Annotated in this window: 26 protein-coding genes, 1 tRNA gene and 1 pseudogene; 17 read left to right on the forward strand and 11 right to left on the reverse strand. The window is 65.5% G+C overall.

Annotation, left to right across the window (positions count from 1 at the left end; translation table 11 throughout):
* Positions 1 to 16: 16 nt before the first annotated feature.
* From MYXE_RS07975 to rdgB, 9 genes and pseudogenes are all read left to right on the forward strand, one after another.
* A pseudogene (locus MYXE_RS07975) lies at positions 17 to 1,056 on the forward strand (P1 family peptidase).
* Entirely contained in the window at positions 1,049 to 1,501 is a 453-nt protein-coding gene (locus tag MYXE_RS07980; RefSeq protein WP_086009183.1) for a M67 family metallopeptidase, read from the forward strand. The pseudogene MYXE_RS07975 and the gene MYXE_RS07980 overlap by 8 nt, the downstream one beginning before the upstream one ends.
* A gap of 11 nt (positions 1,502 to 1,512) precedes the next feature.
* The gene (locus MYXE_RS07985; RefSeq protein ID WP_003920890.1) at positions 1,513 to 1,785 is read left to right on the forward strand and encodes a MoaD/ThiS family protein; all 273 of its coding nucleotides are present in this window, start codon (positions 1,513 to 1,515) and stop codon (positions 1,783 to 1,785) included.
* Positions 1,786 to 1,787: 2 nt separating this feature from the next.
* On the forward strand, positions 1,788 to 2,759 hold the full coding sequence (locus tag MYXE_RS07990; RefSeq protein ID WP_003920891.1) for a cysteine synthase: 972 nt from the start codon (positions 1,788 to 1,790) through the stop codon (positions 2,757 to 2,759).
* 37 nt (positions 2,760 to 2,796) lie between these two features.
* Complete coding sequence (locus MYXE_RS07995; protein WP_085193729.1) at positions 2,797 to 3,456, forward strand: rhomboid family intramembrane serine protease; 660 nt, start codon at positions 2,797 to 2,799, stop codon at positions 3,454 to 3,456.
* On the forward strand, positions 3,453 to 4,283 hold the full coding sequence (gene murI, locus MYXE_RS08000; RefSeq protein WP_003920895.1) for a glutamate racemase: 831 nt from the start codon (positions 3,453 to 3,455) through the stop codon (positions 4,281 to 4,283). The genes MYXE_RS07995 and murI overlap by 4 nt, the downstream gene beginning before the upstream one ends.
* 61 nt (positions 4,284 to 4,344) lie before the next feature.
* On the forward strand, positions 4,345 to 5,118 hold the full coding sequence (locus MYXE_RS08005; RefSeq protein ID WP_003920897.1) for a cyclic nucleotide-degrading phosphodiesterase: 774 nt from the start codon (positions 4,345 to 4,347) through the stop codon (positions 5,116 to 5,118).
* A gap of 23 nt (positions 5,119 to 5,141) precedes the next feature.
* Entirely contained in the window at positions 5,142 to 5,921 is a 780-nt protein-coding gene (rph, locus tag MYXE_RS08010) for a ribonuclease PH (RefSeq protein WP_085193727.1), read from the forward strand.
* On the forward strand, positions 5,918 to 6,571 hold the full coding sequence (gene rdgB / locus MYXE_RS08015; RefSeq protein ID WP_161552160.1) for an RdgB/HAM1 family non-canonical purine NTP pyrophosphatase: 654 nt from the start codon (positions 5,918 to 5,920) through the stop codon (positions 6,569 to 6,571). The genes rph and rdgB overlap by 4 nt, the downstream gene beginning before the upstream one ends.
* Positions 6,572 to 6,653: 82 nt before the next feature.
* Here rdgB and MYXE_RS08020 read toward each other — a convergent pair whose 3' ends face one another.
* The 3 genes from MYXE_RS08020 to MYXE_RS08030 form a co-directional block, all read right to left on the reverse strand.
* Complete coding sequence (locus MYXE_RS08020; RefSeq protein ID WP_085193969.1) at positions 6,654 to 8,057, reverse strand: IS1380 family transposase; 1,404 nt, start codon at positions 8,055 to 8,057, stop codon at positions 6,654 to 6,656.
* 187 nt (positions 8,058 to 8,244) lie between these two features.
* On the reverse strand, positions 8,245 to 8,601 hold the full coding sequence (locus MYXE_RS08025; protein WP_085195443.1) for a DUF3817 domain-containing protein: 357 nt from the start codon (positions 8,599 to 8,601) through the stop codon (positions 8,245 to 8,247).
* Positions 8,598 to 8,978 (reverse strand): hypothetical protein, encoded by a 381-nt coding sequence (locus tag MYXE_RS08030; RefSeq protein ID WP_003920901.1) that lies wholly within the window; start codon positions 8,976 to 8,978, stop codon positions 8,598 to 8,600. Before MYXE_RS08030 ends, MYXE_RS08025 begins: the two co-directional genes overlap by 4 nt.
* 81 nt (positions 8,979 to 9,059) lie before the next feature.
* On the opposite strand from MYXE_RS08030, the gene MYXE_RS08035 reads away from it, so the two are divergent.
* Together MYXE_RS08035 and MYXE_RS08040 are read left to right on the forward strand one after the other, a co-directional pair.
* Positions 9,060 to 9,143, forward strand: a tRNA-Leu gene (locus tag MYXE_RS08035).
* 575 nt (positions 9,144 to 9,718) lie between these two features.
* Positions 9,719 to 10,717, forward strand: a complete 999-nt coding sequence (locus MYXE_RS08040) for a hypothetical protein (protein WP_161552060.1) — start codon at positions 9,719 to 9,721, stop codon at positions 10,715 to 10,717.
* A 230-nt stretch (positions 10,718 to 10,947) separates the two neighbouring features.
* Here MYXE_RS08040 and MYXE_RS08045 read toward each other — a convergent pair whose 3' ends face one another.
* Both MYXE_RS08045 and MYXE_RS08050 read right to left on the reverse strand, forming a co-directional pair.
* The gene (locus MYXE_RS08045) at positions 10,948 to 11,793 is read right to left on the reverse strand and encodes an alpha/beta fold hydrolase (protein ID WP_085195446.1); all 846 of its coding nucleotides are present in this window, start codon (positions 11,791 to 11,793) and stop codon (positions 10,948 to 10,950) included.
* Positions 11,794 to 11,922: 129 nt separating this feature from the next.
* Positions 11,923 to 12,411, reverse strand: a complete 489-nt coding sequence (locus MYXE_RS08050) for a lipoprotein LpqH (protein ID WP_139821158.1) — start codon at positions 12,409 to 12,411, stop codon at positions 11,923 to 11,925.
* A 150-nt stretch (positions 12,412 to 12,561) separates the two neighbouring features.
* Between MYXE_RS08050 and MYXE_RS08055 the strand changes: the two genes are divergently transcribed.
* Positions 12,562 to 13,638 (forward strand): phosphotransferase family protein, encoded by a 1,077-nt coding sequence (locus MYXE_RS08055; RefSeq protein WP_085195449.1) that lies wholly within the window; start codon positions 12,562 to 12,564, stop codon positions 13,636 to 13,638.
* A 73-nt stretch (positions 13,639 to 13,711) separates the two neighbouring features.
* On the opposite strand, the gene MYXE_RS08060 is transcribed toward MYXE_RS08055, so the two are convergent.
* Entirely contained in the window at positions 13,712 to 14,875 is a 1,164-nt protein-coding gene (locus MYXE_RS08060) for an acyl-CoA dehydrogenase family protein (protein WP_085195451.1), read from the reverse strand.
* Positions 14,876 to 15,009: 134 nt separating this feature from the next.
* Here MYXE_RS08060 and fabG point away from each other — a divergent pair, with 134 nt between their 5' ends.
* The 5 genes from fabG (at position 15,010) to MYXE_RS08085 (ending at position 20,158) form a co-directional block, all read left to right on the forward strand.
* Positions 15,010 to 15,750, forward strand: a complete 741-nt coding sequence (fabG, locus tag MYXE_RS08065) for a 3-oxoacyl-ACP reductase FabG (RefSeq protein WP_003920907.1) — start codon at positions 15,010 to 15,012, stop codon at positions 15,748 to 15,750.
* A 122-nt stretch (positions 15,751 to 15,872) separates the two neighbouring features.
* Entirely contained in the window at positions 15,873 to 17,033 is a 1,161-nt protein-coding gene (locus tag MYXE_RS08070; protein ID WP_232061821.1) for an acetyl-CoA C-acetyltransferase, read from the forward strand.
* Positions 17,030 to 18,223 carry a CoA transferase gene (locus MYXE_RS08075; protein WP_003920909.1) on the forward strand — a complete coding sequence of 398 codons (1,194 nt, stop codon included), beginning with the start codon at positions 17,030 to 17,032 and terminating at the stop codon, positions 18,221 to 18,223. Before MYXE_RS08070 ends, MYXE_RS08075 begins: the two co-directional genes overlap by 4 nt.
* A gap of 24 nt (positions 18,224 to 18,247) precedes the next feature.
* A complete protein-coding gene (locus MYXE_RS08080; protein WP_085195455.1) occupies positions 18,248 to 19,441 on the forward strand; it encodes an acyl-CoA dehydrogenase family protein in 1,194 nt (397 codons plus the stop codon).
* A gap of 3 nt (positions 19,442 to 19,444) precedes the next feature.
* Complete coding sequence (locus tag MYXE_RS08085) at positions 19,445 to 20,158, forward strand: GntR family transcriptional regulator (RefSeq protein ID WP_003920911.1); 714 nt, start codon at positions 19,445 to 19,447, stop codon at positions 20,156 to 20,158.
* Positions 20,159 to 20,180: 22 nt separating this feature from the next.
* Here the strand turns inward: MYXE_RS08085 and MYXE_RS08090 are convergent, their stop codons facing one another.
* Genes MYXE_RS08090 through MYXE_RS08110 form a run of 5 tightly spaced genes read right to left on the reverse strand, consistent with a single transcriptional unit; the run spans position 20,181 to position 26,417 of the window.
* The gene (locus tag MYXE_RS08090) at positions 20,181 to 21,758 is read right to left on the reverse strand and encodes a class I adenylate-forming enzyme family protein (protein ID WP_085195457.1); all 1,578 of its coding nucleotides are present in this window, start codon (positions 21,756 to 21,758) and stop codon (positions 20,181 to 20,183) included.
* Positions 21,751 to 23,355: a class I adenylate-forming enzyme family protein gene (locus MYXE_RS08095; protein WP_039890160.1), complete on the reverse strand. Its 1,605-nt coding sequence runs from the start codon at positions 23,353 to 23,355 to the stop codon at positions 21,751 to 21,753. Before MYXE_RS08095 ends, MYXE_RS08090 begins: the two co-directional genes overlap by 8 nt.
* Positions 23,345 to 24,835, reverse strand: a complete 1,491-nt coding sequence (locus MYXE_RS08100; protein ID WP_085195459.1) for a class I adenylate-forming enzyme family protein — start codon at positions 24,833 to 24,835, stop codon at positions 23,345 to 23,347. The genes MYXE_RS08095 and MYXE_RS08100 overlap by 11 nt, the downstream gene beginning before the upstream one ends.
* Complete coding sequence (locus tag MYXE_RS08105; RefSeq protein WP_085195461.1) at positions 24,835 to 25,623, reverse strand: enoyl-CoA hydratase/isomerase family protein; 789 nt, start codon at positions 25,621 to 25,623, stop codon at positions 24,835 to 24,837. The genes MYXE_RS08100 and MYXE_RS08105 overlap by 1 nt, the downstream gene beginning before the upstream one ends.
* Entirely contained in the window at positions 25,614 to 26,417 is an 804-nt protein-coding gene (locus tag MYXE_RS08110) for an enoyl-CoA hydratase/isomerase family protein (protein ID WP_003920916.1), read from the reverse strand. Before MYXE_RS08110 ends, MYXE_RS08105 begins: the two co-directional genes overlap by 10 nt.
* Positions 26,418 to 26,443: the final 26 nt, after the last annotated feature.

The following is a 26,443-nucleotide window of genomic DNA, read 5'->3' on the forward strand; positions in this document are numbered from 1 at the left end:
CACCGACGGCCACCCGATGAACTCGATCACCGACGTCGGAGGCATCCTCGTCGGCCATTACCACCGGTTGGATCCCGACGCGGCCATGGGGACGGGCTGGGCCCGCGGCGTCACCGTTGTGGTGACCCCGCCCGGAACGGTCGGTGCGGTCGATGGCCGCGGCGGGGCGCCCGGCACCCGGGAAACCGACCTGCTCGACCCCTCCAACAGTGTGCGTTACGTCGACGCGGTGCTGATTGCCGGCGGCAGCGCCTACGGTCTGGCGGCCGCCGACGGTGTGATGCGCTGGTTGGAAGAACGAGGGCGCGGCGTGGCCATGGCCGGTGGGGTGGTGCCCATCGTGCCGGGCGCGGTGATCTTCGATCTGGACGTTGGCGACTGGGGCTGTCGGCCGACGGCCGAATTCGGGTACGCGGCCTGTGACGCGGCCGGTGTAGAGGTCGACGTCGGCACGGTCGGCGCCGGCGTGGGGCCTGCGCCGGCGTGCTCAAGGGCGGTGTCGGCACGGCGTCGACGACACTGAAGTGCGGGGCGACGGTCGGCGCGTTGGTTGTGGTGAACTCCGCGGGCAATGTCGTCGACCAGGGCACCGGCCTGCCGTGGCTGGCTTATCTGGCCGACGAGTTCGGGCTGGTGCCGCCGTCGGCCGAGCAGCTGGCCGAACTGGCCCAGCTGGAATCGCCGCTGAGCTCGCTGAATACCGCCGTGGCGGTGATTGCCACCGACGCCGCGCTGAGTCCGGCGGCGTGTCGGCAGGTCGCAAGCGCGGCCCACGACGGCCTGGCCCGCAGCATCCGGCCGGCGCACACCCCGGTCGACGGCGATATGGTGTTCGCGCTGGCGACCGGGGCCGTAGAGGTAGCACCACCTGCGGACACGCCGGCCGCGTTCTCCCCGGAGACGGCGCTGGTGACCGCGGTGGGCGCCGCGGCGGCCGACTGCTTGGCGCGTGCCGTGGTGGCCGGGGTGATCGCCGCCGATCCGGTGGCCGGAATACCCACCTACCGCGGCATGTTGCCCGGAGCGTTCGACCGGCGGCGTCGAGACGATGCCTAAGCGACGAGGAGGAACGGGTGACGTGCTGGTGATCCGAGCCGATCTGGTGGACGCGATGGTCGCGCATGCGCGCGCCGACCATCCCGACGAGGCGTGCGGGGTGCTCGCAGGCCCGGAGGGTTCCGATCGTCCCGAGCGGCACATCCCGATGGTCAACGCCGAACGTTCGCCCACCTTCTACCGTTTCGATTCCGCCGAGCAGCTCAAGGTGTGGCGCGAACTGGAGGCATCAGGCGACGCGCCGGTCGTGATCTATCACTCGCACACCGCGACCGAGGCGTACCCGAGCCGAACCGATGTGCGTCTGGCCGCCGAGCCCGATGCCCACTACGTGCTGGTGTCCACCCGCGACCCCGACCGGTACGAGCTGCGCAGCTACCGCATCGTCGACGGGGTCGTCACCGAAGAGCCGGTCAAAGTCGTCGAGCAATACCGAGAGCCCTGAAGGAAGGCCCCATGAGCGTCATCGTGTCAATCCCCACCATCCTGCGGCCCCACACCAAGGGGCAAAAACGTGTCGAAGCAAGCGGGGACACGCTGCGCGCGGTCATCAGCGACCTGGAAGCCAGCTACTCGGGCATCTCCGAGCGGCTGGTCGAAAACGGCAAACTGCACCGCTTCGTCAACATCTACGTCAACGACGAGGACGTCCGGTTTTCCGGCGGCCTGGACACTGCGATCTCCGACGGCGACACGGTCACCATCCTGCCGGCCGTCGCCGGTGGCTGAGCGTGACCAGATACGACTCGCTGCTGGCCGCGTTGGGCAATACGCCGTTGGTCGGTTTGCCGCGCCTGTCGCCGCGCTGGGACGACGGGCCCGACGGCCCTCACGTGCGGCTGTGGGCCAAACTCGAAGACCGCAACCCGACCGGCTCGATCAAAGACCGTCCGGCGTTGCGAATGATCGAGCAGGCTGAGGCCGACGGGCTGCTGTCGCCCGGGGCGACGATTCTCGAACCGACCAGCGGCAACACCGGGATCTCGCTGGCGGTCGCGGCGAGGCTCAGGGGTTACCGGCTGATCTGTGTGATGCCGGAAAACACCTCTGTCGAACGGCGTCAGCTACTTGAGCTGTACGGCGCGCGGATCATCTTCTCGCCGGCAAAGGGCGGCTCCAACACCGCGGTCGCCAAAGCCAAGGAGCTGGCCGCGGCCAACCCGTCGTGGGTGATGCTCTACCAGTACGGCAACCCGGCCAACACCGACTCGCACTACCACGGCACCGGTCCCGAGCTGCTGGCCGACTTGCCCGAGATCACCCACTTCGTCGCCGGACTGGGCACTACCGGCACCCTGATGGGCACCGGACGGTACCTGCGTGAGCGGGTGCCTGACGTGCGGATCGTGGCAGCGGAGCCACGCTACGGCGAGGGGGTCTACGCGCTGCGCAATATCGACGAGGGCTTCGTGCCCGAACTGTACGACCCCGACGTGTTGACCACTCGCTACTCGGTCGGTTCGGCCGATGCCGTGCGCCGCACCCGGGAATTGATCGACGTCGAAGGCATCTTTGCGGGCATTTCCACCGGCGCGGTGCTGCACGCCGCCCTAGGGGTGGCCGCGAAGGCGCTGGCGGCAAAGGAGCGAGCCGACATCGCGTTCGTGGTCGCCGACGCGGGGTGGAAGTACCTGTCCACCGGTGCCTACACCGGTAGCCTTGACGAGGCTGAGCAAGCGCTGGAAGGGCAGCTATGGGCGTAAGACGCGCCGACGACGAGGTTGTAGCCGGGTGGCGCCCATGACGCAGCCAGCGCGATATCCGGCCGCACAGCAAAGCGGGAAACGGCCCCGGTGGAAGGTCGGCGGGGCCACGATCATCAGTTTTGTGGCGCTACTCTACGTCGCCGAGCTGGTCGATCAGCTCGACGGCCATGCCCTGGACCGCAACGGCATCCGGCCGCTGGAGACCGACGGTCTGTGGGGCATTATCTTCGCGCCGCTGCTGCACGCCAACTGGGCGCATCTGATGGCCAACACCGGGCCGGCATTGGTGCTTGGTTTTCTGGTGACCTTGTCCGGTCTGGCCCGATTTGTCTGGGCCACCGCCATCGTCTGGATTATCGGCGGCTTCGGCACCTGGCTGATCGGCAACGTGGGGTCGGTGTGCGGGGAGACCGACCACATCGGTGCGTCCGGCCTCATCTTCGGCTGGCTGATGTTTCTCGTGGTCTTCGGATTCTTTACCCGCAACCCGTGGCAGATCGTGGTCGGGCTTTTGGTGCTGTTCTTCTACGGCGGCATCCTGTGGGGCGCGGTTCCCGTGCTGAACATGTGCGGCGGCGTGTCCTGGCAGGCACACCTGTGCGGAGGCCTCGCCGGCGTGCTGGCGGCCTATCTGCTGTCCGGCCCGGAACGCGCAGCCCGCGCCCGGCGAACAGCCCGCCCGGTTCGCAAATGACGTCGCCGCTGGCACCGATCGGGATTTTCGACTCCGGTGTGGGAGGACTCACGGTCGCGCGCGCGATCATCGACCAGCTGCCCGACGAGGACATCATCTACGTCGGCGACACCGCCAACGGCCCTTATGGTCCGCTCACCATCCCCGAGATTCGCGCGCACGCGCTGGCCATCGCCGATGACCTGGTCGACCGCGGCGTCAAGGCATTGGTGATCGCCTGCAATTCGGCGTCCTCGGCTTGCCTGCGCGATGCCCGCGAACGCTACGACGTACCGGTCGTCGAGGTGATCTTGCCGGCGGTGCGACGGGCGGTCGCCGCCACCCGCAATGGGCGCATCGGGGTGATCGGCACCCGGGCGACCATCACCTCGCACTCCTACCAGGACGCGTTTGCCGCCGCCCCTGACACCGAGATCACCGCGGTGGCCTGCCCCCGGTTCGTCGACTTCGTCGAGCGCGGAATCACCAGCGGTCGCCAGGTGCTCGGGCTGGCCGAGGGTTACCTTGAGCCGCTCCAGCGGGCCGGGGTCGACACCCTGGTGCTCGGCTGCACGCACTACCCGTTGCTGTCCGGGATCATCCAGCTGGCCATGGGGGAGAGCGTCACACTGGTCTCCAGCGCCGAGGAGACCGCCAAGCAACTGGTCCGGGTGCTGACTGAGCAGGAGCTACTGCGGCCACATGACGCCCCGCCCGCCACACGGGTATTCGAAGCCACCGGCGACCCCGACGCGTTCACCAAGCTGGCGGCGCGGTTTCTGGGCCCGGCGATCACGAGCGTGCAACCAGTGCACCATCGTTTGCCGCCCACTAACGCGGTGGGGTGACGATGACCGCAGGGCAAAGCGGCGATGTTTTCGCCAATCAGGTACCGGGCATGGCACAGTAGTGACCGTGCGAATGACGGTGCTCGGCTGCTCTGGCAGCGTGGTGGGTCCAGATTCGCCGGCATCGGGGTATTTGTTACGCGCGCCAGATACTCCACCGCTGGTTATCGACTTCGGCGGGGGAGTGTTGGGTGCGCTGCAACATCAAACCGATCCCGCTTCGGTGCATGTTCTGCTCTCGCACCTGCACGCCGACCACTGCCTGGATTTGCCCGGCCTGTTCGTGTGGCGTCGCTACCACCCGACCCCCCCGGAGGGTAGGGCGTTGATGTACGGGCCCAGCGACACCTGGGCGCGGCTGGGCGCGGCGTCCTCGCCGTACGGAGGCGAGATCGACGATTTCTCCGACGTCTTCGAGATCCGCCACTGGGTCGACGGTGAGCCGGTGACCTTGGGGGCGTTGACTGTGCTGCCGCGAGTGGTGGCGCACCCGACCGAGTCGTACGGCTTGCGGATCACCGATCCGGGCGGTGCGACGTTCGTCTACAGCGGAGACACCGGCTGCTGCGATTCCCTTGTCGAGCTGGCGCGCGATGCCGATGTCTTTTTGTGCGAGGCGTCGTGGACGCATTCGCCGAAGCGACCGTGCAACCTGCACATGTCGGGCACCGAAGCCGGACGGGTGGCGACCGAAGCCGGCGTGCGGGAGCTGTTGCTCACCCACATTCCGCCGTGGACGTCTCGCGAGGACGTGATCAGCGAGGCCAAGGCCGAGTTCCATGGTCCCGTACATGCGGTGGTGTGCGGTGAGACGTTTGAGATCAAGCGCTTCTAAACCTCGACCATTAGGGTTGATCGGTGTCTACACGAGAAGACGGCCGCCTCGACCACGAGCTGCGCCCGGTGGTCATCACCCGCGGGTTCACGTCTAACCCAGCTGGATCGGTGCTGGTCGAATTCGGTCGCACCAAGGTCATGTGCGCGGCGAGCGTGGTCGAAGGCGTGCCGCGGTGGCGAAAAGAATCCGGATTAGGTTGGCTCACAGCCGAATACGCGATGTTGCCGGCGGCCACCCATACTCGCGGTGACCGGGAATCGGTGAAGGGCCGGCTAAGCGGGCGCACCCAGGAAATCAGCCGGTTGATCGGCCGCTCCCTGCGAGCATGCATCGACCTCGCGGCGTTGGGGGAGAACACCATCGCGATCGACTGCGATGTGCTGCAGGCCGATGGCGGTACCCGCACCGCGGCTGTCACCGGCGCCTATGTGGCGCTGGCCGACGCGGTGACCTACTTGTCGGCGGCGGGGGCGCTCTCTGATCCGCGGCCGCTGTCATGCGCGATCGCCGCGGTTAGCGTCGGAGTGGTCGACGGCCGTATCCGGGTGGACTTGGACTACGCGGAAGACGCGCGCGCGGAGGTCGACATGAACGTGGTCGCCACCGATACCGGGACCCTGGTCGAGGTGCAGGGCACGGGCGAGGGCGCGACGTTTCCGCGCACCACGCTGGACAAGCTGCTCGACGCCGCGCTGGCCGCCTGCGACAAGCTGTTCGCCGCGCAACGGGAAGCGTTGGCGCTGCCGTATCCGGGTGTGCTGCCCGAGGGTCCCGCTGCCCAGAAGGCGTTCGGCACCTGACCGCCCTGCTGGTCGCCAGCCGCAACCGTAAGAAGCTGGCCGAATTGCGGCGGGTGCTGGACGGGGCTGGCGTTGCCACCCTCAAGTTGGTATCGCTCGACGACGTGCCGGCTTTCGACGAGGTCCCCGAAACCGGCGTCACCTTCGAGGACAACGCGCTGGCCAAGGCACGTGGCGGGTTTGCTGCCACTGGATTGGCTTGTGTCGCAGACGATTCCGGCTTGGAAGTCGACGCGTTGAACGGCATGCCCGGGGTGTTGTCGGCGCGGTGGGCCGGCGTGCACGGCGACGACGCCGCCAACACCGCATTGTTGTTGGCGCAACTGCGCGACGTGCCCGACGAGCGGCGTGGCGCGAGATTCGTGTCAGCGTGCGCGTTGGTGTCAGGCTCAGGTGAGGTCGTTGTGCGCGGTGAGTGGCCGGGTGTGATCGCGCGCGAGCCGCGCGGTGGCGGCGGCTTCGGTTACGACCCGGTGTTCGTCCCGGAGGGCGAGACACGCACCGCGGCTCAGCTCAGCCCGGCCGAGAAGGATGCGCTCTCACATCGGGGCCGCGCGCTAAGCCTGAATCCGTGGATGGGTGATTTCGTGTTGCCGTCGACGCGGTTGTTTTGGGATGCGGCCGAGTGTGGCGCGGTGGGGCGTGGGTGATCCGCTGGCCTGTACCAGCTTTCCTTTGGGTTCCTTGGGTCGGGCCTGGGATGGCGGGGCGGACAGGGCTTGGAAGGTGGGGTCAGGCGGCGCGGGGTTGCGCGATCGGGTAACCGATGACGTTGTGCCACAGGGCCTTCCATCTGGCTCGCCAATGCCAGTGGGCGGGTAGGTGCAGCATTGGTTTGCGGGCCGGGGCGGCGAAGCGGGCCGGGATGTTGATCAGGTCGCGGCGCAGGGTAGCCCCGCGGGCCACGGCATGGTGGCCACCGGCGAGGGTGCCGACGGCGCGCAGCAGGTTATGGGCGATCACCGCGCAGGCCAGCCAGGCGCAGTTGGCCGCGAACAGCCCCGACGGGATGTGTGCCAGTGGGCCGTCGATTAAATCGGCGAAGGTGGTTTCGATGATGGCGTGGCGTCGGTGGGTGATATCGGCCTGGTCGACCGGCAGCGCGGAGTTGGTGACAAACGGGTGATAGCGCCACACCGGAAACAACGCATCCAGGTGGCGGGCGTCTTTGACCCGGCGCACTACCAGCCGCACGGTCAGTGTTCGGCCGCGGGCCAGGCGCAGGGTGTAGGGGGTTTCGGCGACCTGGGCATCGGAGATCAACGCCCCGGTGTCGGGGTCTTCGACCGCGCCCGGGTAGTGCACCGGGGTCCAGGCGGCCTCGTCGATGGCGGCGATCGCGGCGTTGATGCGCTTGTTGCGGCTGATCGACAGGGAGAATTCGGCGCCTCGCTGAATGCAGGTGGTGATCACTTTCTTGGTGCCAAACATTGAGTCGCCGCGCACCAGGATCGGCGCGTCGGGGTTGATCGCTTTCGCGGTGGTGATCGCCTGCTTGAGCTGGTATGCGGCACCGCGCCCGGAGGCGGCTTTGCCGCTCCGTAGCTGCGCCTCGGCGATCACCGGCGCGGCGGTCGCCGTGGAGATGGTGGTGATCTGTGGGGACAGGCCCAGCCGCAGCAGCGCGCGGCTGGCGATCTTGGCATGACCGAAGGAGGCGCCCTGCTTGGCGTGGCCGTAGACCGGGCGCAGCAGCGAGTCGATGTCCAAAAACATCCGCTCGTCGGCGCCAGCCAGCAGCGGGGTGCGCGCCGCCAGTGCGATCAGATGCTCGCGGGCCACTGCGGCGAGTTGTTTGGTATGCCCGAAGGTGAACTCGCGCAAAAAGATCCCCAACGTCGATGGGGCATATACCTCGTTGAACACCCGGGGTGTGCCGCCGGCGCGCAGCACATTGGCATCATCGATGCTGTCCGCGCCGCACATCATCCCGGCGACGATCGAGGTCAGCTTGCCAGCCGGGTTGACCGCGCCGGACTTCACCCGAGTCGACGGCAGATCCACGCGCTCGTTGATCAATTCCGAAAGACCGGTCTGCTCAGCCAGTTCCAGCACTGGCACCAACCCGGCCGCCGACAGCAGATTCTGCTCGTCAAACACCGCCGATCCGGTGGTGAACGTATACGATGAGTGCATCGAAAGTGCCTTCCCGGACTATGGACAAATGCGGCCTCAGCACTCGTATTGTCCCAGTTCAGAAGGCATTTTCGCTGTTCACACGCCGATCAAATCACCGGAACCATCCACGGATTTAGGCTAAGGCAGCTGGTGCCCGCGTTACGCGCGCTCGCTTGACGGTTTTGGGCACGGCGCAGTCGGGGAGTTACAGAGCGAACTGCGCCCTGACGCTTCTGGTTTGAAAATGCTCCACGATGATGCCCAACAGCGGGATAGTGCCGGATAGCAGCACACCGATTGTCTTCGCGATCGGCCAGCGGACCTTGACCGCCAGATTGAATGCGGCCAGCACGTAGGTGAAATACACCCAGCCGTGCACCACTTCGATCCACCGGATTTCGTGACGGAAAACCAGGTGCGAGACGATCTCGTAGCACAGCGCGATCAGCCAGATACCGGTCGTCCACGCCATCACGCGGTAGCCCAGCAGCGCCGTGCGGATCTTTTCGACGGGCACGGCCGACGAGGCGGGCCGCGCCTCAGAGCTGTCGGGCGTGGTCATGCGGTGGTCCCCTTCTGTCTTTCGTGGTCTGATTTGGCCAGCTCGGCGAGGTAGGCGTTGTACTCCCGCAACGCCGGATCGTCGACCGGCGGCGGTGCGGGCTGCGGCCGCTCGGGCAGCAGTCCGGGTGGTATCTCGGTCACGGCATCGCGCGTGCGCGGCTTCGGCGGTGCGTCCTCATAGCGGACGAACTTGCAGTACGCGTACACACAGAACCAGGCAAACAGCGGCCACTGCAGCGCGTAGCCGAGGTTCTGGAAGGTCCCGGACGCCGACTGGAACCTGGTCCACTGCCACCAGCCCAGGGCAAGGCAGCCACCAGCGGCGATGATTACCAGCGCAACCAGCGCGGGCCTCCGACGACGCGTAGTGGACACCTTTCGACGGTACCGCGCTGGAGCTCAGGCAGTGGCACCGACAGAATTGGCCGTTCGGTAGGCGTTACGATCGGTGGGGCCGCGGGCGTGATGGAACTGGGATACATGCCGGTTTTAGGTGCCGGTGCTCGAAAGAGCATGAGGGTTCGAATCCCTCCGCCCGCACTGCTTTTATTTGCCTAATTGTGCTGGCACACAATGACTTTCATGTTGGCAAATTCGAGATCGTCGGCGAACAAGCCGCGTTGGATATGCCACATCACCTCTGCTGGTTTGCGGGTCTCAGCATCCGTTGCAGTACAGCCACATTGAAGCAGTGATAGGTCATGCGGCGTGTTCTTTCGCGCCAGCGCTTTTCGGTCGGGCTTCGGCAGCGGAAAACAGCCATATTCGCGGCTGGCAGCACGAGGTCAATCGGAGGGCTTCGTCGCACTGCAACGTCACGAGCCGGCGGGCATGGCGGCGTGGCGCTGTTCAGCAGTTGCGATGAGTTTGTACCATTCCGTGTTACGGCGATGTCGCTGCCGGCACATGAACGGTTACCCTGCCGCGTTGAGGCTGTGGCAATACGCTTAGATGCCGGTATCTCCGCGAAGGAGAGGGATCATGCGGCGGTTGTGGTCTCCGAGAACGCTTGCCAGCGTGCCGACCCGGCAGTGGGACGCGAGGCCGTCCGCGGTCCCTGCGACGATCCCCGGCGAGCCGCTCCTCTCGCGGCACGGCTTTGGGACGTGGCCCTGATGAACTGGTCAGATAGTGCGGCCACGGCGTTCGGGGTACTGCTGACGATCGGTTTGGCCGGCCTGGTGCTGGTCGTGATGGATTTCTTCGGAGGCCCGACGAGAGAGGCCGAGCAACCGGCGCAGGTCGTGGCTGGTCAGGGGCACCGCAACCGCCACTGGCGCACCGAGCAAGCGGGGGGACAGGCCCAACCGAAACTGAGGCGACTGGAGTCGAAAGCCGAGGCGCGGGCGCGGGGACAGGCCGCTGAAGCCGAGGCGGTGGCCGCGGAGTTGCGGGCGCGGGCCGGAGCGGCCGAAGCCGAGGCCCTGGCCGCCGAAGCCGGAATTCTGGCGGCCCAAGCCGAAGCGCTGGCCGCTCAGGCGCGGGCGCAAGCCGAAGCCGCCGAAGCCGAGGCCCTGGCCGCTGCGGCACGGGAGCGGGCGCGGGTGCGGGCCGATGCCGCCGAAGCCGAAGCGGAAGCGGCCGAGGCGCGGGCGCGAGGACAGGTCGGCCAGGCTGAGGCCCTGGCCGCTGCGGCGCGGGAGCGGGCGCGGGTGCGGGCCGAAGCTGCCGAAGCCGAAGTGGAAGCGGCCGAGGCGCGGGCCCGGGCCGAAGCCGCCGAAGCCGAGGCGGTGGCCGCGGAGGCGCGGGCGCGGGCGGCCGCTGGAGAAGCGGAAGCCCTGGCTGTTGAGGCGCGGGCGCAAGCCGACGCCGCCGAAGCCGAGGCGGTGGCCGCGGCGGCGCGGGCGCGCGCGGCGGCTGGAGAAGCCGAAGCGATAGCTGCTCAGGCGCGAGAGCGGGCGCGGGAGCGGGCGAAAGCCGCCGAAGCCGAGGCCCTGGCCGCGGAGGCGCGGGCGCGGGCCGAAGCCGCCGAAGCCGAGGCGGTGGCCGCGGAGGCGCGGGCGCGGGCCGAAGCCGCCGAAGCCGAGGCGGTGGCCGCGGAGGCGCGGGCGCTCGCGATCAGGCTGCGACTCGAGGCCGAAGCCAGTGGCAAGCCGCTTCGTCGGCCCGACTAGGCATGCGCTGAAGCACCATTCGCGCCATCGCCACGTCGTCGCGTAGCCCTTGGCAACGTCTCAGCGATTGCGACCGCCCCGGTGGACAAACCAGATGCTCAATGCGACGGAGGCGACCACGGCGATGCTGAGCAAGACAGTGGTTGTCATCGCAATACTCTATCGGTGAGCCCCGAGCGCCCAGTCATCCGCGCAGCGTCCACGCCCGTGGGGCATGGTGGCCGCGTGCGCTAGACGGGATGGGCGGCGAACCATTCCAGCAACAAGTCAGCGACGGCATCGGGCCGTTCGTCGGGTATCCAGTGGGACACGCCCTGCAGAATCTCGAACCGGTATTCGCCGGTGACGTAACGGCCGCAGTTGCGAGCCGCCGTGCCGAGCACCGCGGTGTCGCCATCGCTCCACACGTACAGCGTCGGAACGCTGGCCTTGCGGATTGTGCTTCGCACGCCCGACACTGGCATCGCGCGATACCAATTGAGCGCGGCGGTCAACACCCCAGGCTCAGCCATTGCGCGCGCGTCGCGGTCGGCGGCGTCGGCTGACTGGCCAGCGGAGCGCAACGCCTTCGCTAGCTGGGCGGTATTTCGCTGCCCGCCAAGGAGAAACGACTCTGGCAGCGCCGGCAGCTGGAACACATACATGTACCAGGACGCCAGAACCTGGCGACTGGTAACGAGGGCCCTGAGGAACGCGGCTGGGTGCGGGACAGACAGTGCCGACACCGTCGCTAGGCGGTCCGGCATCTCCGCGGCGGCACCCCAAGCCACCCCTGCGCCCCAGTCATGCCCAACCAGATGAACCCGGCCCGCGCCGCTGGCATCGATCAGCGCACGGACGTCGCCGATGAGCTCGGTCATGCGGTAGTCACGTCGGCGCGTCGGACGGGCACCGGGCGAGTAACCGCGTTGGTTGGGAGCCAAGCAGCGATATCCCGCCGCGCTGAGACGGTCGATGACCTTACTCCAACTGGTGTTGAACTGAGGGAAACCATGCAACAGCACCACAACCGGCCCGTCGGTGGGGCCCGCACCGATGACGTCGAAGACGAGGTTTCCGCGGCGGTACTGATCCATGGCTTCAACCTCACGCCGTGCGCGAATGGCGCTCGGCCGCCGCCACATCCAACCACACCGTCGCCCCGGCCAACCCGGGTGTCCTGGCGGAACCGCCAGGGCTCGCGCCGTCGCACCCCGGGTGCCGTGTCAGCATTGCGTCTCGATGTTGAAGTCTGCCGTCTTCGGCGTGGACGGGTCTTCGGTATTGGTTCCTTCCGCGGTGCCGGTGATTCTGTAGGTGCCGTTGGCAAAAGTCGCCTTGGCCTTGCCGACGCCGGCGTCGGCAAGGCCGGTGAAGCCATTGACGTTGTTGATGTTGACGCTCTCGGCTTTCGGGTCATCAGACTGCAGCCGCAGCATGGCCTGCACGTTACCCGGGGCCGCGCCGATGTCGACGGTCATTAACCACTCGACTTGAGTGCACGACACAGCATGTGAGGTGCGTGTGTTGCCGTCGACGGTGATCCGAGCGGTTTTCTGCGGCACCGTTTCAGCACGCGAACATCCGATACCGCCTGCAAGAACGGCCAAAGCGACCACCGCCGCCGCGACCATCCGGTTTTTCACCGGGCACCTCCGTTCCGCAGCGACGCGCTGCTGTCTTGCCGCACCAATTTGTACCAGTTCGGTGCGCACGTCGAGGGGTTATCGACGGCACTGCCGGTTGCCGTATGCCTTACAGTTGACGGATCAAGGCGACAACTTTACCGACTGGTTCGGAGGCACGTTGACGAAAAGCATGACCCAACACGTCGCTCCCGTTGCCGAGCCCTGGTGGAGCCAGGGGTGAGCGCTGCCCTGTCCATACCCCGGTACCCCCACGACGTGACCCGTGAATGGCTTGCGGCCGTCCTCTGCGACCGCGGGACGCCAGTTGAGGTCTCCGAGGTCAGTGTGGTGCCGATCGGCACGGGACAAACGGGTGCGACGTTTCGGGTGTCGGTCGGCTACGGCGCGGCTTCGGCTGGCTTGCCGGATACCTTCGTCATCAAGTTGCCGGCTCAGGACGACGCCGTGCGTGACCGCGTCGTCATCGGCTACCGCAGCGAATGCGCGTTCTACTCCGCAATCGCCGAGCGGGTGCAGATCCCGACACCGCAGTGCTTCTACTGCGAGATCACCGAAGATGCCGCGCAATACGCGCTGCTGCTCGCCGATCAGGCGCCGGCCGTGCAGGGCGATCAAATTGCGGGCTGTGGCGAAAAGGAGGCCCGACTTGCGGTGACGGCGTTGGCCGGCCTGCATGGGCCGAGCTGGTGCGATCCGGTGTGGCTGGATTTCCCTGGCATCGCCTTTGCGCGGCCGGACGACGCGTCGGCCCAAGGTCTCGGTGAGGTCGCTCGCATGAGTGCCGACATCACTCTGGGCAAGCTCGGCGAGCGGATGAGCGCAGCAGACCGCGAAACCTTCACCAGCGTAATGGATTTGGTCACACCCTGGCTGTTGGCCGAACGTGACCGGTTCGCATTGCTGCACGGCGACTATCGGCTCGACAACATGCTGTTCGATCGCCGGGCCAACACGATCAGCGTCGTCGATTGGCAGACGCTCGGCGTGGGCCTGCCGGCACGCGATCTCGCATACTTCACGGCCACCAGTCTCAGGCCGGATCTGCGCTCGGCGATCGAGGAAGACCTGGTCGATGAGTATCACCGGATGCTGTGCGGCTGCGGCGTCACCGACTATGACCGTGAAACGTGTTGGCGCGACTACCGACTCGGCATGCCGCAAGCACTGCTAATCTCCGCCCTAGGATTCGCATTCGCCACCGCCACCGACCGCGGCGACGATATGGTGCTGACGATGCTGCAGCGCGGCTGCCGCGCGATCCGCGAGCTTGGGACACTGGAGCTGATCGGGTGAGAATGTGCGGCGATGAATGCCGCTTTGCCCGTATGCCGACCGGTGTGTGCTCCCCGGGCGAAGTGGATCCTTGTCACTGCTGACGTTGGGCCGCCTTGACCAGGTTGGACCCGATGATCAGCCGTTGGATTTCGCTAGTACCTTCGTATAGGCGAAGTAGCCGGACATCACGATAGATGCGCTCGACGGGAACCTCCCGCATGTAGCCGCTGCCGCCGTGAATCTGCACCGCGAGATCGGCTACCCTTCCGGCCATTTCGGTGCAGAACAGCTTCGCCGCCGACGGTGCGATGCGGCGATCCTGATTACTCTCCCATTGCCGAGCGGTCTCGCGGACGAGCGCCCGCCCGGCCAGCACCCCGGTCTGCTGGTCGGCGATCATCGCCTGCACCAACTGGAAATTCCCGATCGGTTCGCCACCCTGTGTGGCGGTGGCCGCGTACGTCACCGATTCGTCGAGTGCTCGCTGCGCGGTTCCCACGGCGAGCGCAGCGATGTGTACCCGGCCGCGCGCGAGCGAGATCATCGCTGCTCGATAGCCGATGTCTGCACTGCCGCCCACCAGCGCGCCTGCTGGAACCCGGACGTCGGCGAAGCTGACGTCGGCCGTCCACGCACCTTCCTGGCCCATCTTGGCGTCTTTGGCGCCGACCACCACGCCCGGTGTGTTCGCGGGAACCAGGAACACGGCGATGCCGGGACCGGTGTCGTCGGCGGGCCGGGTTCGCGCGAAAACCACGAACAGATCGGCGACCGGCGCATTGGTGATAAACCGCTTCTGGCCGGAGATAATCCAATCATCACCGACGCGAACAGCTTTCGTGCGCAGCCCGGACGGATTCGATCCTGCGCCCGGTTCGGTGAGCGCGAAGGAGGCGACGACGTCGCCTGATGCCATCTGCTCGAGCCAGCGGCTCTTCTGCTCCTCGGTGCCGAATCCGACGAGCACTTGGCCGGCGATGCCGTTGTTGGTGCCGAACATCGACCGCAACGCGAGCGAGGTGTAGCCCAATTCCATCGCCAACTCGACGTCTTGGATCAGGTTCAGGCCCAGCCCGCCCCACTTCTGCGGGATCGCATATCCGAAGAGCCCCATCTTCTTGGCTTGATCGCGCAGGTCGTCGGGCACTTTGTCGTTGGCCAGTATCTCTCGCTCGCGCGGGACGACGGCGGTGCGCACGAAACGACGGGTCTGCGCCAGGATCTCGTGAAAGTCCTCGTCGCTGACTTCGGCCATAGACGGATGCTCCTTCTCGGCAGCGCGGGGCCTCCCCCGTGGTGGTGTAGGCGATCCTATATGAAATATGATGTTGCATCGCTGGCCGTCCTGGGGGCTTAGGCGGTCACACGGAGCAAAGGACAGGTGGTCAGGTGTCGTTGTTGACCGGGCGCACCGCTGTCGTCACCGGCGGTGCTCAAGGGCTGGGACTCGCAATCGCGGAACGGTTCATTGCCGAGGGTGCTCGAGTTGTGCTGGGCGACATAAATTTTGAGGCCACCGAGGCCGCCGCTAAACAGTTGGGCGGCGACGATGTCGCGCTGGCTGTGCGCTGCGATGTCACCGTCGCCGCCGACGTCGACGCGCTGGTCGGAGCCGCTGTCGAGCATTTCGGTGACCTGGACATCATGGTCAACAACGCCGGGATCACCCGCGACGCGACGATGCGCAAGATGACCGAAGAGCAGTTCGATCAGGTGATCGCGGTGCACTTGAAGGGAACCTGGAACGGCACCCGTAAAGCGGCGGCGATCATGCGCGAAAACAAACGCGGCACGATCGTGAACATGTCGTCGCTGTCGGGCAAGGTCGGTCTGGTCGGGCAGACCAACTACTCGGCGGCCAAGGCGGGCATCGTCGGGATGACCAAGGCGGCCGCCAAGGAGCTGGCTCACCTCGGGGTCCGGGTGAATGCCATTGCACCGGGTTTGATCCGCTCGGCTATGACGGAGGCGATGCCGCAACGCATTTGGGACGAAAAGGTCGCCGAGGTCCCAATGGGTCGGGCAGGTGAGCCTCACGAGGTCGCCAACGTCGCATTGTTCTTGGCCTCCGATTTGTCTTCGTACATGACCGGAACGGTGATCGAGGTCACCGGGGGGAGGTTCATGTGAGCGGGCCGAGCAGACGCAAAAGCACTCAACTCGGGACCAATTCGCGCGCTTTTGCGTCTGCTCGGCCGACTGAGGCCGTGATCTGTGAACCGCTGCGTACCCCGATTGGCCGCTACGGCGGAATGTTCAAGTCGCTGAGCGCCGTCGACCTAGGCGTCGCCGCGCTGAAAGGGTTGCTCGACCGCACGCAGATCGCGCCGGAATCGGTGCAAGACGTCATTCTTGGCCACTGTTATCCCAGCAGCGAGGCGCCGGCGATCGGCCGGGTGGTGGCGCTCGACGCCGGCCTGCCTGTGACCGTTCCCGGCATGCAGATCGACCGTCGCTGCGGTTCTGGACTGCAGGCGGTGATCCAGGCCTGTCTGCAGGTAAGCAGCGGCGACCACGATCTAGTCGTCGCTGGCGGCACGGAGAGCATGAGCAATGTGGTCTTCTATTCCACCGATATGCGTTGGGGTGGTGCCCGCACCGGGATCAGGGTGCACGACGGGCTGATCCGCGGACGTACTACGGCGGGCGGCCGAAACTACCCGGTCCCGGGCGGAATGCTGGAGACCGCCGAAAATTTGCGCCGCCAGTACAACATTTCGCGCACCGAACAAGATGAGCTTGCGGTCACCTCACACCAGCGGGCGGTCGCCGCGCAGAAAGACGGCGTTTTCGCCGAGGAGATCATCCCGGTCGCGGTGCAAACCCGGCAGGGCGAGGAGTGGCTCGACACCGACGAGCATCCCCGGGCAGACACCACGGTCGAGTCGCTCGCCAAGCTCAAACCCGTTCTGCTGAAAGACGATCCGGATGCCACGGTCACCGCCGGCAATGCCAGCGGACAAAACGACGCGGCATCGATGTGTGTGGTCACCACGCGGGAGAAGGCCGACGAGCTCGGGCTGACGCCGCTGGTGCGACTGGTGTCGTGGGCTGTCGCGGGTGTACCGCCCGACGTGATGGGCATCGGCCCGGTGCCGGCGACCGAGGTAGCGCTGGCCAAGGCGGGTCTGCGGCTGGCCGACATCGACCTGATCGAATTGAACGAAGCATTTGCCGCCCAGGCGATTGCCGTGATGCGGGAATGGAAATTCAGCGCCGCCGACCGGGACCGAACCAACGTCCACGGTTCCGGGATTTCGCTGGGCCACCCGGTTGGAGCGACCGGTGCCAGGATGTTGGCCACGCTGGCTCGCGAGCTCAACCGGCGCCAGGCGCGCTATGGCCTCGAAACCATGTGCATCGGCGGGGGCCAAGGCCTTGCCGCGGTCTTCGAACGGGTCACCTCCGGATGAACATGCCGTTGACCGGCGTCACCGTTGTCGAGGTGTCCAGCTTCGTCGCGGCACCGTTGTGCGGTATGACGTTGAATCAGCTGGGCGCACAGGTGATTCGGATCGATCCGCTCGGCGGTGCGTCCGATGTGCACCGCTGGCCGCTGGCAAAAAGCGGTACGTCGATCTACTGGACCGGCCTGAACAAGGGAAAGCGCTCGGCGACTATCGACCTGCGTTCACCGCAAGGACAAGAACTGGTCCAGCGACTGGTTGTCGATGGCGACGGCATCGTGGTGACCAACGCCGCAGGCCTGTCCTGGCTGTCCTACGAGCGGCTGGCCAGGCTGCGATCCGATGTCATCCACGTCCAGTTGCTTGGCCGCGGTGATGGTTCCACCGCCGTGGACTACACGGTCAACGCCGCGACGGGGTTTCCGTTGGTGACCGGTCCGGCGAACCATGCCGGTCCGATCAACCACGTGCTGCCCGCGTGGGACGTGTGCTGCGGCCTGTATGCGGCGCTGGCAGTGTTGGCCGCGCTGCGTCGTCGCGACCATTCCGGTGTAGGTACCCAAGTCAGCGTGGCCCTGGAAGATGTCGCGTTGGCCACCGCAGCCAATCTCGGCTGGCTGACCGAGCCCCAGGTGAACGGCACCCAACGCCCACGACTCGGAAACGCCATCTACGGCCAGTACGGCCAGGACTTCACCAGCAGCGACGGCGTCGCATTCATGGTTGTGACGTTGACCCCCCGGCACTTTCGTGACCTTGTCGAGGTCACGGGTACCGGTGCAGCGGTGTCGGCGCTTGCGGAGGCGCTCGGCGCCGACTTCAGCGACGAAGCCGACCGCTACCGCTACCGCGATGCGCTGACGGCCCTGTTCAGCGTCTGGTTCGGTGCGCACACCGCCGACCAGATCACTGAAGCGCTGGCCGCAACGACCGTGCTGTTCGAGCGCTACTTGACCTTTGCTGAAGTCGCAGCAGACCCGCGGGTGACAGCGAATCCGATGTTCTCCCTACTTCACCAAGACGGCGTCGGAGACTATCTCGCCCCGGGCTTGCCGACCGCATTCGACGGTGTTCATCCGGTGTGCGCGCCCGCACCGAATCTGGGCCAAGACACCGTCGATGTGCTCACCGAGCGCCTTGGTTTGGATTCCGACGACATTGCGCGTCTGATCCGGGCCAAGACGATCGCTGGTTGAGCCGGGCAGAAGGGAAATATCAGCATGACCAGACTGGCGCAGACGCTCGGACTTACCGAATTTCAGACCGAGATCATCGCCACCGTACGCGAATTCGTCGACAAGGAAGTCATTCCCGCAGCGCAGGAGCTCGAGCACAGTGACACCTACCCGCAGGCCATCGTCGACCACATGCGTGACATGGGCCTTTTCGGCCTGATGATTCCTGAGGAGTATGGGGGGTTGGGCGAGTCGCTGTTGACCTATGCGTTATGTGTCGAGGAACTGGCGCGCGGATGGATGAGCATCTCCGGTGTGATCAATACCCATTTCATCGTCGCCTACATGGTGCGCCAGCATGGAACCGAGGAGCAGAAACGGCGTCTGCTGCCCCGCATGGCGACTGGCGAAGTGCGCGGTGCATTTTCGATGTCCGAGCCGGAGTTGGGATCCGACGTGGCGGCGATACGAACCAGGGCGGCGCGCAATGACGACGGCAGCTACACCATCGATGGGCAGAAGATGTGGCTCACCAATGGTGCCAGTTCGACACTGGTCGCCGTTCTGGTGCGGACCGACGAAGGCGCGGATGCCCCACACCGCAACTTGACAGCATTCCTGATCGAAAAGCCAACCGGGTTTGGCGAAGTAGCACCGGGTCTGTTGATCCCAGGCAAGATCGACAAACTCGGGTACAAGGGCATCGACACCACCGAGCTGATCTTCGACGGATACGTGGTCAGTGGCAACGACATCCTCGGCGGCACGCCTGGGCGAGGCTTCTACCACATGATGGATGGCATCGAAGTCGGGCGGGTCAACGTTGCGGCACGGGCCTGTGGTGTGGGCATCCGGGCTTTCGAACTCGCTGTGCGGTATGCGCAGCAGCGGCATACATTCGGCAAGCCTATTGCCGAGCATCAGGCCATCGCCTTCCAGTTGGCCGAGATGGCAACGAAAGTGGAAGCGGCGCACCTGATGATGGTCAATGCGGCCCGGTTGAAGGATTCGGGTGAGCGCAACGACATGGCCGCGGGAATGGCCAAATACCTGGCCAGTGAATTGTGCAGCGAGATCACCCAGCAGAGTTTCCGAATCCACGGGGGCTACGGATACTCCAAGGAGTACGAGATCGAGCGGCTGATGCGCGACGCGCCGTTTTTGCTCATCGGCGAGGGAACCAGTGAGATCCAAAAGTCAATCATCAGCAGGCGACTGCTCGCCGAGTACCGAATCTGACCAATGACTACTCCCGATTTCGCCGCACGGCCCCAGCTCTCCGAAGATGTGGCCCGCTATGTCCGTAACCGGATTTTCGACGGCACCTATGTCGCTGGCGAGTACGTTCGTCTCGACCAGCTGGCAGCGGAGTTGGGCATCAGTGTGACGCCGGTGCGTGAGGCGCTCTTCGAGCTGCGCGCCGAGGGTCTGTTGGCTCAGCAGCCGCGCCGCGGCTTTGTCGTGTTGCCGGTGACGAGTCAAGACCTTACCGATGTCGCGAATGTCCAAGCCCATGTGGGTGGTGAACTGGCTGCGCGGGCCGCGATCAACATCAAAGACGACCAACTGGGCAACCTCAAGGACATTCAGGCTCAGCTGGAAGCTGCCTACGCGCGCAGCGACGATGAACGAGCGGTCCGCCTCAATCATGAATTCCACCGGGCAATCAATCTTGCCGCCGACTCACCCAAGCTTGCCCAGTTGATGTCGCAGATCACTCGCTATGCACCGGAGTCGGTGTTTCCAACCATCGTCGGTTGGCCCCAACAGTCGATAAAGCACCACCGCCGGGTGCTGGCCGCACTGGAAAAACGCGACGACAGGCTCGCCCGCAAAGCGATGTCGGAGCACCTCGCGGCGGGGGCCATTCCGTTGATCGAGCATCTCGTCGAGCGTGGCGTGGTCGACGAAGCGATCCGCCGGGATTCGAAGAGGTCGCGGCGTTCACCGAGCTGACCGTGGGCCATAGTATCGCTGTTCACGGCCGCGCAGCCGAACCCAGGCTAGCAAGAGTCTCACGTAACCGGTGATGATCCACTTTCCCGGTTGGCCCACGCGGGATGTCGTCATCGGAGTCCACCAGCAACCACACGGTGGGCACCTTGAAGGTGCTGAGCAGTCGGCGAGCAGCTTCCCGCAGCTGGTCAGCCGTCATGGTCGCGGTCTCGCACACCACCGCCGCGCCCACCTGGTTACCTTGTGCGCCAACAACATTGGTGACGAAAGCGTTGTCGACACCCTCCACAGTCTTCAGCGCCTGCTCGACTTCGGCGGGATAGACGTTGGCCCCACTGACTTTGAACATGTCGTCGACTCTGCCGTGATAGAAGAGGAAACCATCCCGGTCGAGACGACCGAGGTCGCCGGTGGGATAGAAACCCTCCGCGGTGAAGACCTCTTCGCGACTGCGGCGGCATATGCCGCGCAGGGTGTGCGGTCCCCGAATCTGGATCACCCCAACGGTTCCGACCGGCAGCGGGCGTCCGGTGTCGGGGTCGGCGATGCGTACCTCCATGCCGGGAAACGGTTTACCGCAGCTACCCCAGGCAGACCGCGGCATATCGGTGTCGGCGGGGTAGCCGCAGTACGGACCGAACGACTCCGTCATACCAAACAAGTTAGCCCTGGCGCCCGGCGCCGCGCGCCGCCCGGGCGGCAGCAGCGCATCCAGGCTGCCCGGCCGCAAGACTGAAAGATCGAACTGCGAAGCGCTCGGATGGCGAGCTAGCGCCTCGGCTTGCTCGGGCCAGCCGCGGAACAAGGTGACCCGTTCGCGTTCCAGCAGTCGCAAAGTGGTATCCGGTCGCGGAATTGCCTCGGTGACCAAAGTGGCGCCGGCCAGCAGTGCCGAGAGCACTCCACCACCGAGCCCGCCTACCCAAAAGAACGGCAGCGGCAGATACAAGCGGGTCTGGGCATCGATGCAGCGGCTGGCCAAGCCTGACTGCACTGCGCCCAGTGCGCTGGCGTGTGAGTGCAGTACCCCTTTCGGCGGCCCGCTGCTGCCGGAGGTGAAGACGATGGCGAAAAGGTCGCTGCCCGTGACGGTTCGGGTCAGCGGATCGATGATGCTGGCGGGAGCGGCCTCGGCAGCAATTTCTGTCAACCGGTCGGCTGTCCAGACCCGACGCAGCGCAGGAAGCGCCGGATGCCCCAGCAATTCCCCGGCCCCCAGTGGCAAGCCCAACGCCGCCCGAAGATCGTCGACATAGCGGTGTCCCCGGAACTCTTCGACGGTCACCAAAAACTGCACGGCGGCGACCCGCAACTGCGCCAGCAGTTCTCGCGGCGGCAGCAGCGTGCTCAGCGGAACCAACACCGCCCCGATGCGAGTGACCGCGATCGCAATCTGCACCCAGCGGACACCGTTGGCCATGATCAAGCCGACCCGAGCGCCCTTGCCGACGCCCGCTCCGACCAAGGTAGCGGCCAGAACCCTTGTCGAAGAGTCAAGTTCGCTGTAGCTGAGCCGCCTCACTGGGTCGATCACCATCGGCTTCGTGGGGTGCCGGGCGGCGCGAGACTGCACCACGTGGTCGATGGTGGACTCAGGCATCGAACACCTGCTTCAGCCGCTGTAGGTCGACCTTGCCGCTGGAAACCAGGGGAATATCGGCAGCCCGCATGGTGGCAAACCGCCGCGGAATCTTGTATGACGACAGTTCACTGCTGAGCTGTTCGCGCGTGACCTCTTCGTCGAACACAGCGCCATCCTCCAGGGCGATCACGGCGGCGACGACCTGCCCGCGCTCGGCATCGGGCAGCCCGATCACATGCGCCACCACACCGCCGGTGACCCGGGCGATCGCTTTTTCTACCTCGGCCGGGGAGACGTTCGCTCCTGCCGTCTTGATCATCGAGTCGCGTCGGCCAACGAAATAAAAGAACCCATCGTGGTCGGCACGCACCAGGTCGCCGGTGTGGAACCAGCCATCGGCATCGAAACACTCTTCGCGGCTGCGCTTGTAGTAGCGCTGCATCAGGTAGGGCCCGCGGATGCACAACTCGCCGACTTCGCCGGTCTCGACGGGCTCGCCGGTGTAGGGATCGATGATCTTGGCGTCGAATCCGGGTGCCGGCTTTCCGAACGAACCGCGCCGGTGTTCGGGCAGGTCGGTTTCCTCGCCGCTGACCAGCACGACGCTGCCGGACTCGGTCAACCCGAGCATGTTGTGCCGCAACTCCGGGTCGGCCGGACGGACATCAGCGTCCATGATCGGATACAGATTGCCCCGCCGTATCGACGACAGATCACGAGCACCGAAACTGGGATGGTGCACCAAATGCGTGATCCCGGCAGCAAAACCGTTGGCGATGGTTGGTTTTTCGGCTTCCAGCAGGTCCAGTGTTTGGCCCGGGTCGACGGCGTTGGAGCACACTAGTGTCGAGCCGGCAAGAAGTGTCGCAAGGAGGGCGAAGGCGAATCCGCCGATCCAGAAAAACGGCGAATTGCAGAACAGCTTGTCCTCGGCACTCAGACCGCGGATCTCGTTGAGGTTTCGCTGGTGGCCGAGCAGCGCAGCGTGTGTGTGCACAACCCCCTTGGGAGCGCCAGTGGTGCCAGACGTATAAACGATGGCCAGCACATCCGAGCCATCGACATCGTCTTCCACGGCGCTCAGCAGCGCTTCGTCGACCCGATCAGCGAGGCGGTAAACCCGGCCGATGTCGCGCACGCCGCACCCGGTCCCAGAGCCGTGGTCCACCGCGACGTGGCGCAAGTGCGGCGCAGCAGCGCTGAACAACCGATGCTCTGAGGCCAGGTCGCAGTCCACCAAAATTTCGCCAAGCTGCCGCAGGTAGTCGTGTGAGCGATATGCCGCAGCGGCCAACAGCATCTCGACGTCGCTGTCGATCAACATCTCGTGCATTTCACGCGCAGTGGCAAGCGTCGTGAACGGGACGACGACCGCGCCGATGCGCGCCGCCGCGAGCATGCCGACGACGAACGCCGCACCGTTGGGATAGAGCAGCCCCACATGGGTGCCTTTGCCGGCACCCAACGCGATCAGCCCCCGGGCCAGTTGGGCCGACCGGACATCGGCCTCGTGGTAACTGATGCGTTCGCTATCGCAGACCAATAGCGGGTGACCGGCGCGCGAGCGGGCTTGCTCTCGCAGGACTTGCGGAACCGTCAGCGACTCAGTGGACATGTTCACGGTGCACGGCCGGAACGGCCTCACTGAAGAACCGCCGGATCTCGGTCAAGTCGGGCTTGCCCGATGGTGTTCTTGGGATCGCGTCGACGATCGCGATCTCAGTGGGAACTTCATAGCGCGCCAGCCTGTCTCGCAGGAAGTCCATTAATTGCCCGACACCCGCCGACCCGGGTTCGCGCAGTTCGACCATGGCGACCGGTGTCTCGCCAAGGCGCTCGTCGCGCCTGCCGACGACGGCAGCGCCCGCCACCGCCGGATGGCTCTCCAGCGCTGTGCGCACATCGTCGGGCATCACCTTGAAGCCGCCACGGATGATCGCCTGATCGGCGCGTCCCAGGATCCACAGGAAGCCGTCTTCGTCAATGCGCGCCATGTCGGCGGTGCGCATCCACTCCGAAGACGGGCCGAGTTGTCCGGGTTTGACCTCCAGCAATCCGACTTCGTTAGGTCCGAGCACCGTGCCGTCGCCGTCGACCACGCGCAGCTGAGTTCCCAGACTGGCACGCCCTACACTGCCTCGTTTGGTATGCCAGTACCTGTGGTAATCGGCCAGCGTCCAGCCGGCCACGCCGCCACCGAATTCGGTTGCGGCATAGGAGGTCAGCACGGGGATACCGAATTTCTCGGTGAAGGCATCAGCATCTTCGGCCGACAGCGGCGCGGTGCCGGAGGTCACGGCGCGGATACTTGCCAGGTCCTCACGATGTAGATCCGAGTGCAACACCATCCGTAACGCCGTCGGCACCAGCGACACGGTTCGGGGCCGGTGCTTGCGTACTGCCTCGGCCCATGGTGCGAGTTCGAATTTCTCCAGCAGCACAAAAGGTCTCGCCTCGGCGATGCACTGCAACACCCGGAACACGCCGCCAATATGCACCAATGGGGAATTGACGATCGCCACGCCGCGCCGGATTTCGGTGGGCGCTGAGCACCGCTCGGGTTCACGGCCCATCACGCTGCGCGCCAGCATGTCGTAAGTGACGTCGACCCGTTTGGGTGGTCCGGTTGTTCCACTGGTCAACATCCAGACAGCGACACCGGGCCGGCTGACAACACCCTGGGATTTACCCACCCTCACCACTGGCTCCGCCTCCAGGGCCGCGACCGAGACCGCAGTGATATCTGTGGGCGCGAGGGCGGCTACGTCGTCGGACTGGCCGATGATCATCGGCAGCTCGAGCCTGCCGATCTCGGCTGCAGTGCGTTCGGTGCAACGGGAAGGGTTGAGCACGACGACGCAGCCGCCTACCTGTAACACCCCCAGAAACGCGGCGACTTGCGCTGGCCGGTTGCGCAGCAGCATTCCGACTCCCGGGTGCGCGCTGCCGGTGTGCATCGTCACCAGCTCACCGATCTTGGTCGCCATGCTGCTGATCTGGCCCCAGGACAGCCAGTGGCCGCGGTATTCGATGGCTTGCGCGTCGGGCTGCAGGTTCAGCACATCAGTGATGCGTCGACTCAGCATGTGCGCCATCAGCGGACCCTCGGTTCGGCCACCGGAGCTTGGCCGCGGGCAGCCAATTCGGCCGTGCCAATCGGATTACCCAACCGTGTGTAGATCAAGCCCTGCTCCAATGCCGCCCGGTACGGCTTGTCCAGCGACTCCCAAATCGCCTTGACCGTGCCTTGGGTCGCCGACGGCGGTTTCGCGGCGATCGTGGCTGCGATCTCATGGGCGCGATGCCATAACCGTTCGGCCGGCACCACTTCCGACACCAGGCCGATCCGCAATGCGGTCTCGGCGCTGACGCGTTCATCGTTTCCCATTAGCGCTATTCGCAGCGTCTCTCCCAACCCGACGCGGCGCATCAACCCAATCGGCTCCAACGCACACACGAGACCGGCCGAGACATGTGAGTCGAAAAACCTCGCATCCGCAGAGCAGATGACCACATCAGACTCGTTGAGGAAGTAGAACGCGCCAGCGGTGCACATCCCCTGCACCGCGCACACTACCGGTTTCCACATCTTCTGCCACTTAGGGCTCAGCGCTTCACCGGGATCCTCATGGTTCCAGATATTTTCTGGTTGACCATACGGTGTTTTGATGTCGAGCCCGGCGCTGAATGCCCGAGTACCGGCGGCACGCAGCACGACCGCGTTTACCGAGTCGTCGTGCTTGACGAGGCGCCAAGCCTCGCGCATCTCGTCACACATCGTGCGATTGAAAGCGTTGAGCTGGTCCGGACGGCTCAACGTGATCGTCGCGACGCGGTCGGTCGCGTCGACGTCGAGCAAGATGGTCTTAAAGCTCATCGGCATTGCCAATTCGGTGGTCGTTTTTCGACAAAAGCCTTGGGGCCCTCCTGCGCATCGTCGGTGCGCAGCACGCGTTCCCGGAACGTTTCGGCGAGATTTTCGGCCTCGTGCAGCGGCAGATCCAGGCCCTTGAGGATCGCCAGCCGGGTGCCCCGCACCGCCAGCGGCGCATTGGAGTTGACGGTGTCGGCGATTTCATGGGCCCGTTCCAAAAGCCGGTCATGCTCGACGATCTCGCTTACTAGTCCTAGCTCGTAGGCGCGCTGCGCGCCCATTCGTTCATGCTTGCCCATCAAAGCCATCCGCAATGCGACCGAACGAGGCAGCACCCGTGCCAGGCGCACCACCTCGCGCCCGGCCACCAGACCGATGCTGACGTGTGGATCGAAGAACGTCGCCTTCTCGGACGCGATGACGATGTCACCGGTGGTGACCCAATCCAGCCCGGCGCCGCAACACAGGCCATTGATGGCGGCCAAGACCGGCTTGGCCATCCGCCGAAACGGCGGGGTGCCCTCCTGCGGTGCCTCCCACTGCTCATAGGTGGACAAGTAGGGGCGCTCGTAGATCACCCTGCCGTCACCCGGGATCTCCTTGACGTCAGCGCCGGTGCAAAACGCTCGGCCGGTGCCGGTGACGATAAGCAGCCATACCCGGTCGTCGTTTTCTGCCGTGTCATAGGCTGCCCGCAGCTCGCGGATCATGTGCGGACTGAGCGCGTTGAGCGCGTCGGGGCGGTTCAGTGTGATCGTCGCAGTGTGTCCGTCGACGTCATATTTGATGGTGTCGAACGACATGCGGTTTCCTTCGTCAGCTGGCACAG

The sequence above is a fragment of the Mycobacterium xenopi genome (genome assembly GCF_009936235.1).
Lineage (GTDB): Bacteria > Actinomycetota > Actinomycetes > Mycobacteriales > Mycobacteriaceae > Mycobacterium > Mycobacterium xenopi.